Consider the following 13,633-nt stretch of genomic DNA (forward strand, 5'->3'; position numbering starts at 1 on the left):
TATGTAGATATGCGCATTGAAACATGTGTGCACGTGAGAAAGTTCACCCTGCCGACCTACGACGTCACGTATGACCAACCGGCAGAGGACGTCACCCCCGAGCCGTGCAAGCTTCTCGACACCTGCGAATCGCACCACCCGGGAGCCCGACCCGAACGGGACACGCGACAGTCCGCCATGGTTGCGCGCCCACTGATTCTGTCGCAACGCCGACGCCCGCCGCGGTGGCAGACTGCGAATATGACAACACCTGACTGGGCGGACGTAGACGGCTACATCGTGAACAGCGTGGTGCGGGATCCGGACACCGAGGCGGTCCTGGTGGCGAACGCCGAAGCCGGACTGCCCGCGATCGATGTCTCGGCGGCGCAGGGCAAGTTCTTGCATCTGCTCGCGCGGTCGACGGGAGCGCGACGGGTGCTCGAAATCGGCACACTCGGCGGATTCAGCACCATCTGGCTGGCCAGGGCGGTGGGGGAGTCGGGCCGGGTGGTCACCTTCGAGTACGAGTCGCTGCACGCGGAGGTCGCGCGGGAGAATCTGGAGAAGGCGGGTGTCGGTGACCGGGTCGATATCCGGGTCGGCGCGGCGCTGGACAACCTCCCCGTTCTGGCGGAGGAGAAGCCGGAACCGTTCGACCTGGTCTTCATCGATGCCGACAAGGTGAACAACGCGAACTACGTGCGCTGGGCGCTGCGGTTGACGCGTCCGGGTTCGGTGATCATCGTCGACAACGTGGTGCGCGGCGGCAAGCTGGCGGAAGCCGAGTCGGCCGACCCGGCGGTCCGCGCGAGCCGCGAACTGGTCGAATACCTCGCTGCGGAACCGCGATTGGACGCGACGGTCGTGCAGACCGTGGGGTCGAAGGGATGGGACGGCTTCGCCTACGCCGTGGTCGGCGACGAGTAGCGATTCACCGGCGTCGCGCCGACCCGACCGTGTCGGCGCGACCCCTCGGTGACGAAGTCGACCATCACGCCGACCGATCCGGCAGGCGGATCGTCGAATCACGCACCTCGCGAACGCGTTCAGGGAACGAGTACGACTTTCCCCATCGTGGCGCGGGTTTCGAGCGCCCGGTGCGCGGCCGCCGCGTCGGAGAGCGGGAACCGTTGCACGGCCGGACGCAGCCGTCCCGCCTCGGCCTCCGCCAGTGCCCGTTCCTCCAGCACGCGGATATCGCCGCCGACGCGTTGCAACATGGGTGGCCCGAGCACCGTCTGCGAGGTGATCCCCCGCTCGGCGAGTTCGTCCTCGGTGAAGACGATGTCGTTCGGCCCCTGTCCGGCGTATCCGTAGATCAGATGGAGACCGCCCTTGTCGAGCAGATCGATGGCGGCGCGTGCGGTCGGGCCGCCGACGGCGTCGAAGACCTCGGTGAGTCCGCGACCGTCCAATCGGGCCCTGACCTGATCCGGCCAGTCCGGCAGCAGATAGTCGACGGCCACATCCGCGCCGTTGGCGGCCACGCGCTCGACTTTGTCCGGTCCGCCCGCGAGTCCGACGACGGTCGCCCCGGCATTCTTCGCGTACTGCACCAGCAGTGTCCCGATTCCGCCGGCCGCGGCGGTCACCGCCACGACGCTCCCCGGGCCGAGGTCGGCGAATTGCAGGATCCCCACGGTGGTTCGGCCGGTGCCGATCATCGCGACGGCCTCGGCCGCCTCGAGATCGTCCGGAATATCGTGCAGCCGTGCGACATCGGCGACCGCCAGTGCGGCATAGCCGCCCGGTGCGCCGCCGAGATGGGTCACGACCGATCGGCCGAGCAGGGCCGCGTCGACGTCCGCGCCCACGCGATCGACGATCCCGGCCACTTCGCGCCCGGGAATCGTGGGCAGTTCCGGTACCGGAAAGGGGCCGGGCAGACCCCGGCGCAGAGCGGTATCGACAACGTGAACCCCGGCCGCCGCCACCGAGATTCGCACCTGGCCTGGGCCGGGCGCCGGATCGGGGACGGTCTCGTAGCGGAGGTTGTCGGCGGGCCCGAAGGCGTGGAGCCTGATCGCGTACATGAACCCCACTGTGCAACCTGAACCGAGGTTGGGGTCAAGCCGGGGTGTCCGGTGTGAACAGGGGGGCCCGCGCCCGCACGCGAGCCTCGAAACCGTCACAGAGAGTGGTCAATCCGGCATAGAGCAGTTCTTCGGAGGTGAGTTCGCTGACCCCCGCCCCCTCCAGATCGGCGAGCGCGGGTGGCGGAGTCCACATCGGACTGCCGTCGAGCAGCGCGCGTAGCCCGTTGTTGGTGTCCGGCTCGATGCCCTTGCGGGTCATCAGCGCCTGGCTGATCTGGGGGAGGGTCGCGCCGGAGATGTAGTTCCAGACCGAGAACGACATCTGCATCGCCTCGCGCGGGGTGACGTCGAGTTCTCTGAATCCCTCGACCAGCCACGCCAGGCAGGCGAGTCCGGCGGGTCCGAAGCTGTAGCGGGGCGTCGCGAAGGCGAGGATCACCCACGGGTGGTGCTGGTACAGCGCCCAGTCGATCTCCGCGGCGATACGCACCCGATCGCGCCACGTCCAGTCCCGGCCGGTGGGATCGGGGTAGGGGTTGAGCCGCGACACCTCGTCGGTCATCGCGGCGAGGAGTTCGTCCTTGTTCGCGACATGCCGGTACAGCGACATCGCGCCGACACCCAGGCGGTCGGCGATGCGACGCATGGACAGCGCGTCGATCCCCTCGGTGTCGGCGAGCGCGATGGCGGTGTCGACGATCGCGTCTCGGGTGAGCTTGTGCTCGGTCATCCCATGACTCGCTTTCGCTTCTCGGTCCGCATGCGTACACTGTACTCGTCGGATGCGTACGCTGTACGCGACACGGGAGAGGATGACGCGATGACACAGGTGGAGGCAGTGCGGCCGAAGGAGCCCACGGGTTCCGGAACCCGCCACGCCCGGCTCGGTCTCGCGGTGCTGTTGCTGCCGGTGCTGCTGGTGTCGATGGATATCTCGGTCCTGTTCCTCGCCATGCCGACCCTGACCCTGGATCTGGACCCGTCCGCGGCGCAGCAGCTCTGGATCCTCGATATCTACGGCTTCCTGATCGCGGGCCTGCTCATCACCATGGGCAATCTCGGTGACCGGGTCGGGCGGCGCAATATCCTGCTCGCGGGCGCGACGGTATTCGGTATCGCCTCGGTCCTCGCGGCGTTCGCGCCCAGCGCCGGTGTGCTGATCGTCGCCCGCGCGCTGATGGGCGTCGGCGGCGCGACCCTGCTGCCGTCGAGTCTGTCGCTCATCTCCGGTCTGTTCCCCGACGCGCGCGAACGTGCCGCGGCCATCGGGGTGTGGACGGCCTTCTTCGCGGGCGGTTCGGCGGTCGGGCCCATCATCGGCGGGCTGCTGCTGCACCATTTCTGGTGGGGCGCGGTCTTCCTCATCAACATCCCGGTGCTGCTCATCCTGCTGGCCTTCGGCCCGTTCCTGCTGCCCGAACAACGGCAGGGCGCGCTCGGTCCGCTCGATCTGCCGAGCGTCGCGCTGTCGATCGGCGGCATCCTGCCGCTGGTCTACGCGATCAAGCACGCGGCGGCCGACGGCGTCGATGTCGAGGGCGCGGTCATCCTGGTGATCGGTGTCGTCCTGCTCACGCTGTTCGTGCGGCGGCAGCGCCACCTGGCCGAACCGCTGCTGGACCTGCGGCTGTTCCGGCGCGCGCAGTTCTCGGTCGCGATCGGTTCCAGCCTGGTCGGCATGATGTCGCTGGCGGCGCTGAGCTACCTCACCAGCGTCTATCTGCAATCGGTGACCGGGCGCGATCCGTTGCAGGCCGCGCTGCTCGGCATCCCGATGGCGGCGGCGGTTTTCGTCTTCTCGATGAGCGGTGCGCGCGTCGCGCACCGCGTCGGGACTCGCGCGACCTTCGCGGCGGCGCTACTGGCGAGCGCGCTCGGCAATCTGATGCTGCTCGGTGTCGGCGTCGACGGCGGCATCGCCTGGTATCTCGTCGGCTCGACCATCGCGGGCGTCGGATACGGCCTGGCGTTCACCGTGGTCTCGGATGTGGCGGTGTCGTCGGTCCCGCCCGAGCGCGCGGGGTCGGCGGTCGGCATCTCGGAGACCAGTTTCGAACTCGGCAATGCCCTCGGCCTCGCGCTGCTCGGCTCCCTCGCGGCACTGGTGTTCCGTTCGGGTGGCGACTACTCCCCGACGCTCGGGGAGACGATCCAGCATTCCGGTGATCCGGCGGTGATCGAGTCGGCGCGCGAATCCTTCGTGAGCGGAATGCATGTCGCCACGACGGTCGGCGCGCTCCTGCTCGTGGCGATGGCGGCCGTCGCATTGGTGGCGACCGGCAAGCACGACCGCCCGGCGACCGCGTCGGCGCACTGACGGCGCGCACCGCCCCGGCCGGTCAGCGCCCGAACACCGTCGAGACGATATCGGCGGCCCACCGGTTCATCGGCGCCACGATCGTGCGGTAGGTCCAGCGGACCGGCCGGGTGACCAGCACGTCCCACACGATGGCCAGCGCACCGAAGACCGGCCGCAGGATCATGCGGTAGACGAACCCGCACGGCGCGACCACCAGAACACCGACCACGATGGTCGCGATCCGCCAGCCGAAGCGCAGGGTCGCGCGCAGTGCGCGCCACAGCGGAAGCAGTATCCAGCGCCACAGCGCGCGCAGCGGGCGATAGACGAGGTAGTCGAAGATCAGCCAGCAGACCCCGGCGACGAATTTCGCCACCGGGCGCAACACCCGCCGCCACAACCAGCTCGCGGCGGGACGAAGTACCCGCCGCCACAGCCATTCCTCGACCGCGCGTCGCAGTGGCCGCAGGACGAAATCGAGAATCAGCGCGAACAGCGGGGTCAGGACGAGTCCCCACAGCACCTGGTGCAGCACCAGATCCCAGAGGATGTTCTTCAGGAAATACCAGGCGGGACGGATCACCCAGTGCCACACGAACCCGCACAACGGCGCGAGCAGATATTCGAGGAAGAACACGAGCACCGCGACGAAAACGCGGCCGAGCAGTTTCAGGCCCTCCCAGACCAACCGCAGCGGTATGAGGATCACGACCGCGATGGCGCGCGCGATCCACTGCCCCGGAGAAGTGGGGTCGGAAGAGCCCCCCTGTGTCGACATCGGTCCATCTTCGCGCGGATCGTCGCGTGCCGAAAACCGTCGTACTACTCCGACGCGTCGGGTAGAAATACTCGTTCTCCGGCGGCGGGCGGGGTCCGTCCGTCGCTGTCGCGCGATTCCGCGTCCATCCATCTGGCGCGCCGTGGCGACACGCCGAGGCTTAGGATCGTGCGGTGCGGGAGAGCGAAGTGACGAGTCGGGCGATGCTGTTCGCCCTCGCCGATTCGCGACTGCCGATCGGCGGGCACGTGCATTCCGGTGGGATCGAGGAGGCCGTGTCCAGCGGTGTGGTTCGCGATGTCACGACCGTCGAACTGTATCTGCGGCGGCGCGTGCGCACGTCGGGCCTGATCGCGGCCTCGCTCGCCGCGGCGGTGTGTTCGGGCGAACTGACCGCGACCGTGGCCGAAGCCGAGGCCGACGCGCGCACGCCGTCACCGGCGGCGCGGGCGGCGTCGCGGGCGCAGGGCAGGGGATTGCTGCGGCTGGCCAAACAGCTGTGGCCGCACAGTGATTGGGCCGCATTCGGTCCACGTCCGCATCTGTCGACGGTTTTCGGCGTGGTGGGTACAGCCTGTGAGGTCACGCCGACGGAGATCGCGGGCGTCGTCGTCTACACCACGTTGACGGGTGCGGCCACCGCCGCGCAGCGGCTGCTCGCCCTGGATCCCGCCGCCATCGCGGCCTGCACGGTGCGTTTGGCGGAGCTGTGTGACCGCACGGCCGCCGAGGCCGTCACCGGACTCGCCGCATTGTCCGACCCGCTGCAAGATGTACTGACCGAGCGGCACACCCACCGCGATATGCCGCTCTTCGCCAGCTGACCTCATCGAGAAAGGGAACCGCCACATGCCTCCGCACCTGATCGACGGTGAACCGCACGATCATTCACACGATCGGCCGAAACGGGAGCGCACTCCCGGCGAGGCGCTGCGCATCGGCATCGGCGGTCCGGTCGGATCGGGAAAGACCGCGTTGGTGGCCGCGCTGTGCAGGCAATTGCGCGAGGAATTGTCGCTGGCGGTGTTGACCAACGACATCTACACCACCGAGGACGCCGATTTCCTGCGCAAGCACGCGGTGCTGCCGGACGAGCGCATCACCGCCGTGCAGACCGGTGGCTGCCCGCACACCGCAATCCGCGACGACATCACAGCCAACCTCGACGCCATCGAGGATCTGATCGCCGCGAATCCGCCGCTGGATCTGATCCTGGTCGAATCGGGCGGTGACAACCTCACCGCGACCTTCTCCTCCGGCCTGATCGACGTGCAGATCTTCGTCATCGACGTCGCCGGTGGTGACAAGGTGCCGCGCAAGGGCGGGCCGGGTGTGACCTTCTCGGATCTGCTCGTGGTCAACAAGACCGATCTCGCGCCGCTGGTCGGGGCCGACCTCGGGGTCATGGAACGCGACGCGGCGAAGGTGCGCGACGGCAGGCCGACCGCGCTGATCTCCCTGACGGCCGATCCGGCGGCGACACCAGTGCTCGCCTGGGTCCGCGAGCAGTTGCGTCTGGTGAACGAACAACCCGAATCCGCTGTTGCGCACTGAGTTACGCATCGTCGCCGCCCTGGGCACGCTGCCGGAGATCCATGCCTACGGCGGCCTCGCCGCCCGCAGGACCGGGCGCGACACGGTCCATCTGATCGGCACCGCGGCCACGCCGCTCGGTGGCGACGAACTCGACATCACGATCGTGGTCGGTCCGGGTGCGAGTCTCGTGGTGCGCTCGGTGGCGGCGACGATTGCCCTGCCGTCACCCGCGACGACGTTCTCCCGTTCGCACTGGCGCTACGAGGTCGCCGAGGGTGGCAGCCTCGATATCGATCCCGAACCGATGATCGTCGCTGGTGGTGCCCGGCACCACGCCCGCACCACGGTACTGATCGCGCCCGACGCCGGGATCCGGGTGCGCGAGCGCGTCCAGATCGGGCGCTCGGGCGAGGAATCGGGGGGCTGGATCGGCGATGTGATCGCCGATGTCGGCGCCGTGCCGCTGCTGCGTCATCGTCTCGAACTGGGCGCCGACAGCGCGTGCGAGGACGGGATCGCCGCACCGCGCGCGCTCGACAGCGAACTCGTCTACCCTGACGACCGCCCCGCGTTCACCGACGGTCTGGTCACCTCCCGGCTGCCGTTGGCCGCGGGCGGCACGCTGTTCACCAGGGTTGGCCGGGTTCTCACCGAGAATCGGTCAGGGCGGGGGCCGACAGGTCCTCTCGGCGAACCGCGTCCCGCCGCCGTCGTGCCGTGCTGACGCTCGGTTCGCCCGCGGTTCGCAGTCCACACCGACGAGGTCGACGACGGGGTCGACGCGCGGTGCGCGTGTTCGGAATCGTGCACGGTCCACAGTCGAAACATGTGGCCGAATATGGTTCGTCACGGGTTTTCGTAATCCGCTCGCGCCGCGCAATTTATTTGTACGAAGTTATTTGCGGAATCTCGACGACGAGAGCGTAACAATAGGTTTCACGGCCCCGATTCCTATTTCGTTCCGATAAATGGGCATGTGGTTTCGAGGATTCGGACCAAGATCGGCGATATGGCCGATACGCGCTGGCCAGCGCGGTGTCGATGCGATCGGGAGCGGGCCGCGGCCTCGGTTGATTCGGGTACGTGGAGTTCGGGCCGTCGGTAACTGATACGCGGTGCCGGACGAGGTGCCGATCGGGCGATCGCAATTGTGCGTTCTTTGCCGACGGTGGTCGGCGCGGGTCGGTCGTGATGTGTGAACCGCGAGGCCACGACCCCGGATTCCGTCGAGTTCTGTTGCGGGCTATGGGCGGCGTGTGCGCCGCCGTAGCCGAAGTCGTTGCGCCCGTTGCCCGTCGCGGGACGGCGGGTCGACGTTTGCCCGGTCGCGTCGATGTGGACGGAAATCCCGACCGGCGCGTCGGGGCGGAGGATAGCGGAGCGGCTGCGGCGGGTCGGCGGCGCCTCCCGTCGGCCGTCTCGTCGCCCGAGGGCGGCTCCGTCGCATTGTGTCGCGCACATCCGAGACCGAAAGGTATTCATACCGTTCGGTATTCGGAATCGCGCCGTTCTACGGCGTCGAAAAATGTTGATACCGGAGGGTTTTCTTACGGCGGTTGCTGGGAAAATGCTTTGGGTACCGAGAATTCTTTGCCGATTCCTTTACATGCGTCGCGCGCATTGTGTAGCGTCTCGAACCCTGAAACCCTTTACAGGACAGGGCCGGAGCGCGGTGATCGGAATAGACGGCTGCCTGCAACGCATCATGGAGATCCCGGGGGCGAGCAGCGTGACGCTGGTGGACGGTGCGAGCGGTCTCGCGATCGCGGCGGCGGGTAGGCACGAATTGGTTGACCAACACGAGGACGCGGCGGCGACCACGGACGTGATTCGAGCGGTGGTCGGATGTCCGGCGTTGACGACGGCTCGCGAAGGTGACGACATCACCGAACTGATCGTCTGCGGCACACTCGGCTACCACCTATTGAATCCGGTGCCGGGGGATTTCGACGGGCGGCTCTTCGTCCACGTCGTCTTCGACGGCGATACCGGGAACCTGGCCATGGCGCGTTTCCAGCTGCGCGGCATCCTCGCCGATTTCGCCGAGGTCGGTCATGGGCGTTGAACTCGCGGGCGAGTTGCGCCGGTTGGAACGAGAGGAGCGGACCGGAACGCTGCGCGCGGGCGACGGCACGTTCCACCTCGCGGGCGGAGCGATCGCGTTCGTCGATTGCAGGCGCACAACGGGTTTGGATCGCCTGGTCGTCGACTCGGGGGTGGTCTCGGCCGAGGATTGGCACCGCGCGGGCGCGGGTGACGCGGGCAAACTCGTCGGTCGGCCACGGCTGGAGGCACTGGCGATGCTGTCGGTGTACGACGCCGCGTACTTCCTGCTCGCCTCGCCCTCGGTGCCCGAATTCCGGCCCGCGCCCGCGCACTGGTTGGCCCCGGTCTGCCGGATTCCGCCGCGGGAACTCGTTCGCGAATGCGCGCGCCGCGGCGATCAGGAATCCGGGCCGTGGCCCGCGGATCTGGTGGATCGAGCACCGGTGGTGCCGGTCCGCGCGGGCCGTCGACGTCGTCGGGCCCTCCCGTGCGGTCAGGCCGAGGTACTCGCCGCCGCGGATTCCCGTCGCAGTGTCGCCGGTATCGCCCGTGCGCTCGGCCGCACCACCTACGGATGTCTGGTAGCGGTACGGGATCTGACCGCGGCGGGCCTGATCGAAGCGCCGGTGCCGCATCGGGCGGTCGAGTTCGCAGACGGCTTACGAGCCGCCGACGTGCGTCCCGGCGCCGTGCTCCCCGACGCTGCGCCGATCGAAGAGGCGCTGACAGACGCTGCGCCGCCCGATACCGCGCTCACCGACGCCGCGCCGACCGACGAGACGCGCTGGAACACCGAGCGGGTGATCGCGGGCCAGGTGGCGGTCGCCCCGGGGGGTGTCATGACCACTCCGCTGCCGCGGCGCCGTGTGCGCTCCGCGGTGCCGGAATCCGTTCGCGACCGGTGGGAACCGGTCGACCGCGACGTGCTGACCCGCATTCTCGCGGCGTTGGAGGAGCTTGCGTGACCGCGCGGAGAAGACTGCTCGGCGATCTGATGGGAAGGTTGACCAAGGTGGCGGTGCCCGAACCCGATCCGAATTCGGTGGTGCTGGGAGAACTGAAGGCATTGCGCGAGCGGGTACCGCAATTGACCGGCGCGCTGGTCGCGTCGAGCGACGGTCTGTTGATCGCGCACGACCTGCCCGAGAATATCGAACCCAATGGGATGGCCGCGCTGTCCGCGTCCCAGCTCGCCCTGTCCTACCGGCTGGCGACCACCGCGCACGGCGGTGGATTCCACGAGGTCGTGGTGCGCGGCACCGAAGGCCACGTCGTCGTCTACGCGGCCGGTTGGACCTCACTGACCGTGCTCGCCGGACCGGATGCCAATGTCGGCAGGCTTCACCTCGAGTCGCGCCCCGTCGCGCGCACGATCGCGGACCATCTGGCGGCCGCGTCCAACGATTCCCGAAAAGTTCAGGTAACGAATACCGAAGTATGAGAAAGGAATCGGCATGTCCAATATGGATCTGTCATTGAAGAACATGATGGTGATCGACGGTGCGCTCGGCGCCGCGGTCGTCGACTACAACAGCGGTATGGCGCTCGGCACGCTGGGCAGCTCCAAGGCCCTCGACCTCCAGGTCGCCAGTGCGGGCAACACCGAGGTGGTGCGGGCGAAGATGCGCACCATAGAACAGCTCGGGCTCAACGAGGACATCGAGGACATGCTGATCACGCTGTCCGCCCAGTACCACATCATCCGGCCGATGACCGGCCGCAAATCCAAGGGTCTGTTCCTCTACCTCGCACTCGACCGCAGCCGGGCGAACCTCGCGCTGGCGCGCCACCGTCTCAAGGGCATCGAGGAGGAACTGGAGGTGTGACCGGTTCGCTCGTGGGGCTCGGAGCGGGGCCGCGCGGCAGTTCGGGCGCCGTTCGCGCGCCCAGGTCGCTGCCGCGACCGGCGGGTGCGTCGCCGAACGAGCACAGGGTGGGATCCGGCATACTCGCCGACGCCCACCCTGTTCGGTACCTGTGACCGTCAGCCCGCTCGGCGGTCGGCGGCCTTCTCGGTCGCGAGACGCCCGTTCTCGGCGGGCGGCGCACCCAGTGCCGCCGCGAGTTCGTCGGCGTCCTCCTGATCGGCCTGGACCGCTTCGACCGCGAGCCGGGCGAAAACCCACTGCTCGGTGGCGGCCATCTGGCCCCTGCTGCGGCCGAGGAACGTCACGAACCACTGGATGACGGTCACGATGCGGCTGCGGTATCCGACCAGGTAGTACAGGTGTAGCGCCAGCCACGCCAGCCACGCGATGAACCCGCCGAATTCGAGCTTGCCGATCTGGCAGACGGCGCTGAAACGCGACACCGTCGCCATACTGCCCTTGTTGAAGTACTTGAACGGCTTACGATCCTGCGGCGCTTGGCCTTTCAGGCCCGCCTTGATCTGCTTGGCCGCGTAGGTGGCGCCCTGGATCGCGCCCTGGGCCTGGCCCGGCACATCCGGCACCGACATCAGGTCACCGACCACGAAGACGTTCGGATGGCCCTTGATGGTGAGGTCGGGCTCCACGATGACGCGTCCGGCGCGATCGGTCGCGGTGCCGTCGGAGCGCTCGGCGAGCATCTTGCCGAGCGGACTGCCCTGCACACCCGCCGACCACACCTTGCACGAGGATTCGATGCGGCGGATCGTGCCGTCGGCGTCCTTCACCGTGACGCCGTGCGCGTCGATATCGGTGACCATGGCGTTGAGTTGGATCTCGACGCCCATCTTCTCCAGTCGCCGCTGCGCCTTGCCGCCGAGTTTCGGTCCCATCGGACCGAGTACCGCGCCCGCGCCCTCGATGAGGACGACCCGCGCGTCACGCGGATCGATATTGTGGAAAGTGCCCTCCAGCGTGCGGTCGGACAGTTCGGCGATCTGCCCGGCCAATTCCACGCCGGTCGGGCCCGCGCCGATCACCACGAAGGTGAGCAGGCGGTCGCGCATCTCCTGCGTGGTGGCCAGTTCGGCGCCCTCGAACGCGCCGAGAATGCGCGCGCGCAGTTCGAGCGCGTCATCGATGGTCTTCATGCCGGGGGCGTAGGTGGCGAAGCGGTCGTTGCCGAAATACGACTGCTGCGCGCCGGTGGCGACGATCAAGCTGTCGAAGGGGGTGACGGTGTTCTGGTTCAGCATCCGCGACGTGACTGTCCTGGATTCGAGATCGATATCGATCACGTCACCGAGCAGCACGCGCGAGTTCTTCTGCTTGCGCAGCACCAGCCGCGTCGCGGGCGCGATCTCACCGACGGACAGGATGCCGGTGGCGACCTGGTAGAGCAACGGCTGGAACAGATGAGTGGAAGTCTTGGAAATCAGGGTGACGTCGACGTCGGCGCGCTTGAGATGTTTGGTGCCGAACAGGCCACCGAATCCCGATCCGATCACCACCACCCGGTGACGTCGGGTCTCGACATCCTGTGTGCTCATCGTCGTGCTCCTAGACAGACCTGGGGCTCTTCCCCGGCGGACGTATTCCTTGACCCGACCAACGGTAGTCGGCTCGAATCCGACCGGCACGACGAGCACCCGGTTCGTGATCTTCGGTTTCGGGCCGAACTCACCGGCGGCGGGCGTCCACGGTGAACCGCGCGCCCGGCTGACCTCACGAATCGGGCCGCGCGTGGCGAGGACGCGCGCACGGCCCGAATTCAGGCGGAAACCCCGGTTCCGGGAGGAGTCAGCGGCCCGAGAGCAGCAACTCCGCGACCTTGGTGTCGGTGTCGGCGCCCTCGGTGTAGCCGCCGTCGCCGCCGAGCGAACTCATGATGGCGAGGGTGTAGCGCTCACCGGGTCCGGCGAACCCGACCGAGTTGACCACCCAGCCGCCCTGTTCGGCCGACCAGCCGTTCTTGAGGCCGGGACGCATCCGCGCGCCCGCGCCCCAGACACCCCAGTGCTGGTTGTAGTCCACCGCGCGCATGCGGTCGAGCAGGTAGTTCTTGTCGTCGGGGTGCATGCGGTTGAGCACGTAGTCCATCAGCCGGTCCAGATCGGCCGCCGTACATTTCTGGAACGACCAGTCCGGGAACAGCGCGGTATTGGTCGGTTGCGGGACCAGCGAGGACATGCCGTTGGCGCGGAACGCGTTGTTGAACGCCATCCGGTCCAGACCGGCGTACTTGTTCCACAGCACATCGGTGGCCCGGTCGTTCGAGGTCGCGAGCATGGATTCCATCAGGCCGCGATCGTCGGGGCCCAGTGTGATCGCGCCGACCCTGGCACGATTGAGCAGATCGACCGCGATGGCCAATTTGATCGTCGACGCGGTCCAGACGGCGTTCTCGGCGCTCTCGTTCGCGTACACCCCGCCGCTGACCCGATCGCGCAGCACGTATCCGGTGACACCGGGCCGGGTGCGCAGGTAGTTGTCCGCCGCGTCGATCCGTGAACTCATATCGCAGTCGAATCCCGCCAGGCAGCCGCGCACGGGGGTGAGCGGCGCCGCCTGGGCTCTGGATAGTCCCGAAGCGGGAATCAGCGCGGGCGCGCTCGACAGCAGGATCGCGGCGGTGGCGAGGACACAGGCGGATGCGGCCACGCGGGACGGTGTCCGGGTGACGGTCGAGGGGTAACGCACGAGGGTTCACAATGGCACATCGGCGCTCCGGACGCACGTCTTGAGCTAGTTCGCCCGCTGTGCTACCGGAGATCGTCGCGCATTGCACCGCAGTGGTTTTCGCCGCCGCGGTTTCGCGGCGGCGGGTTCACCGGAACGCGGCGAGCAATTCCTCGACGGTGCGACCGTTGAGACGGTAGCAGTGCGCGAAGGCCTCCGCGTGGCGCTCGCGCGGCCAACTGTTCACGACGACGCCGCGGCCGTAGAAACCCGAGTTGACCAGTTCCCACCGGTCACCGATCCGGCGCACCGTGAAACCACCTCGGGGCACCAAGGGAATCACCCTCGTCTCCATGAAACGCGAAACCAGCCTTTCGATCCAGCTCTGCCGTTCCTCCCCGGGGCAGCA

Annotated in this window: 15 protein-coding genes; 9 read left to right on the plus strand and 6 right to left on the minus strand. The window is 67.9% G+C overall.

Translation table 11 applies throughout. The features are described from left to right. Window positions 1-240: 240 nt before the first annotated feature. Window positions 241-909 (plus strand): O-methyltransferase, encoded by a 669-nt coding sequence (locus OG225_RS09795; RefSeq protein WP_405181372.1) that lies wholly within the window; start codon window positions 241-243, stop codon window positions 907-909. A 119-nt stretch (window positions 910-1,028) separates the two neighbouring features. On the opposite strand, the gene OG225_RS09800 is transcribed toward OG225_RS09795, so the two are convergent. Both OG225_RS09800 and OG225_RS09805 read right to left on the minus strand, forming a co-directional pair. Further along, entirely contained in the window at window positions 1,029-2,015 is a 987-nt protein-coding gene (locus OG225_RS09800) for a zinc-binding dehydrogenase (protein ID WP_405181373.1), read from the minus strand. 34 nt (window positions 2,016-2,049) lie between these two features. Continuing rightward, a complete protein-coding gene (locus tag OG225_RS09805) occupies window positions 2,050-2,748 on the minus strand; it encodes a TetR/AcrR family transcriptional regulator (RefSeq protein ID WP_109524316.1) in 699 nt (232 codons plus the stop codon). A gap of 90 nt (window positions 2,749-2,838) precedes the next feature. Between OG225_RS09805 and OG225_RS09810 the strand changes: the two genes are divergently transcribed. Then, the gene (locus OG225_RS09810) at window positions 2,839-4,335 is read left to right on the plus strand and encodes an MFS transporter (protein WP_405181374.1); all 1,497 of its coding nucleotides are present in this window, start codon (window positions 2,839-2,841) and stop codon (window positions 4,333-4,335) included. A 22-nt stretch (window positions 4,336-4,357) separates the two neighbouring features. On the opposite strand, the gene OG225_RS09815 is transcribed toward OG225_RS09810, so the two are convergent. Next, on the minus strand, window positions 4,358-5,095 hold the full coding sequence (locus OG225_RS09815) for a hypothetical protein (RefSeq protein WP_405181375.1): 738 nt from the start codon (window positions 5,093-5,095) through the stop codon (window positions 4,358-4,360). Window positions 5,096-5,298: 203 nt separating this feature from the next. Here OG225_RS09815 and OG225_RS09820 point away from each other — a divergent pair, with 203 nt between their 5' ends. The 7 genes from OG225_RS09820 to OG225_RS09850 all read left to right on the plus strand — a co-directional run bounded on the left by OG225_RS09820 (window position 5,299) and on the right by OG225_RS09850 (window position 10,503). Next, window positions 5,299-5,919: an urease accessory protein UreF gene (locus OG225_RS09820; RefSeq protein WP_405183231.1), complete on the plus strand. Its 621-nt coding sequence runs from the start codon at window positions 5,299-5,301 to the stop codon at window positions 5,917-5,919. 25 nt (window positions 5,920-5,944) lie between these two features. Beyond that, a complete protein-coding gene (ureG, locus tag OG225_RS09825) occupies window positions 5,945-6,649 on the plus strand; it encodes an urease accessory protein UreG (protein ID WP_405181376.1) in 705 nt (234 codons plus the stop codon). Beyond that, window positions 6,639-7,355, plus strand: a complete 717-nt coding sequence (locus OG225_RS09830; protein ID WP_405181377.1) for an urease accessory protein UreD — start codon at window positions 6,639-6,641, stop codon at window positions 7,353-7,355. Before ureG ends, OG225_RS09830 begins: the two co-directional genes overlap by 11 nt. Window positions 7,356-8,303: 948 nt before the next feature. Then, window positions 8,304-8,696 (plus strand): hypothetical protein, encoded by a 393-nt coding sequence (locus tag OG225_RS09835; protein ID WP_109524321.1) that lies wholly within the window; start codon window positions 8,304-8,306, stop codon window positions 8,694-8,696. Continuing rightward, window positions 8,686-9,642: a hypothetical protein gene (locus tag OG225_RS09840; protein WP_405181378.1), complete on the plus strand. Its 957-nt coding sequence runs from the start codon at window positions 8,686-8,688 to the stop codon at window positions 9,640-9,642. The genes OG225_RS09835 and OG225_RS09840 overlap by 11 nt, the downstream gene beginning before the upstream one ends. Then, a complete protein-coding gene (locus tag OG225_RS09845) occupies window positions 9,639-10,118 on the plus strand; it encodes a roadblock/LC7 domain-containing protein (RefSeq protein ID WP_308165125.1) in 480 nt (159 codons plus the stop codon). Before OG225_RS09840 ends, OG225_RS09845 begins: the two co-directional genes overlap by 4 nt. 13 nt (window positions 10,119-10,131) lie before the next feature. Beyond that, window positions 10,132-10,503, plus strand: a complete 372-nt coding sequence (locus OG225_RS09850; protein ID WP_196148605.1) for a hypothetical protein — start codon at window positions 10,132-10,134, stop codon at window positions 10,501-10,503. Window positions 10,504-10,661: 158 nt separating this feature from the next. Here the strand turns inward: OG225_RS09850 and OG225_RS09855 are convergent, their stop codons facing one another. From OG225_RS09855 to OG225_RS09865, 3 genes are all read right to left on the minus strand, one after another. Next, window positions 10,662-12,095 (minus strand): NAD(P)/FAD-dependent oxidoreductase, encoded by a 1,434-nt coding sequence (locus tag OG225_RS09855; protein WP_405181379.1) that lies wholly within the window; start codon window positions 12,093-12,095, stop codon window positions 10,662-10,664. Between the two features lie 250 nt (window positions 12,096-12,345). Further along, window positions 12,346-13,206 (minus strand): tat pathway signal sequence, encoded by an 861-nt coding sequence (locus OG225_RS09860; RefSeq protein ID WP_405181380.1) that lies wholly within the window; start codon window positions 13,204-13,206, stop codon window positions 12,346-12,348. A 166-nt stretch (window positions 13,207-13,372) separates the two neighbouring features. Continuing rightward, window positions 13,373-13,567: a hypothetical protein gene (locus OG225_RS09865; RefSeq protein WP_355084179.1), complete on the minus strand. Its 195-nt coding sequence runs from the start codon at window positions 13,565-13,567 to the stop codon at window positions 13,373-13,375. Between the last annotated feature and the right edge of the window lie 66 nt (window positions 13,568-13,633).

This window comes from Nocardia sp. NBC_01377, assembly GCF_045040005.1.
Lineage (GTDB): Bacteria > Actinomycetota > Actinomycetes > Mycobacteriales > Mycobacteriaceae > Nocardia > Nocardia noduli.

Excerpts from the sequence above, each read along its gene's own strand:
- OG225_RS09795 (WP_405181372.1), top strand. The coding sequence starts at position 241 with ATGACAACACCTGACTGGGCGGACGTAGACGGCTACATCGTGAACAGC.
- OG225_RS09800 (WP_405181373.1), bottom strand. The coding sequence starts at position 2,015 with ATGTACGCGATCAGGCTCCACGCCTTCGGGCCCGCCGACAACCTCCGC.
- OG225_RS09805 (WP_109524316.1), bottom strand. The coding sequence starts at position 2,748 with ATGACCGAGCACAAGCTCACCCGAGACGCGATCGTCGACACCGCCATC.
- OG225_RS09810 (WP_405181374.1), top strand. The coding sequence starts at position 2,839 with ATGACACAGGTGGAGGCAGTGCGGCCGAAGGAGCCCACGGGTTCCGGA.
- OG225_RS09815 (WP_405181375.1), bottom strand. The coding sequence starts at position 5,095 with ATGTCGACACAGGGGGGCTCTTCCGACCCCACTTCTCCGGGGCAGTGG.
- OG225_RS09820 (WP_405183231.1), top strand. The coding sequence starts at position 5,299 with ATGCTGTTCGCCCTCGCCGATTCGCGACTGCCGATCGGCGGGCACGTG.
- ureG (WP_405181376.1), top strand. The coding sequence starts at position 5,945 with ATGCCTCCGCACCTGATCGACGGTGAACCGCACGATCATTCACACGAT.
- OG225_RS09840 (WP_405181378.1), top strand. The coding sequence starts at position 8,686 with ATGGGCGTTGAACTCGCGGGCGAGTTGCGCCGGTTGGAACGAGAGGAG.
- OG225_RS09850 (WP_196148605.1), top strand. The coding sequence starts at position 10,132 with ATGTCCAATATGGATCTGTCATTGAAGAACATGATGGTGATCGACGGT.
- OG225_RS09855 (WP_405181379.1), bottom strand. The coding sequence starts at position 12,095 with ATGAGCACACAGGATGTCGAGACCCGACGTCACCGGGTGGTGGTGATC.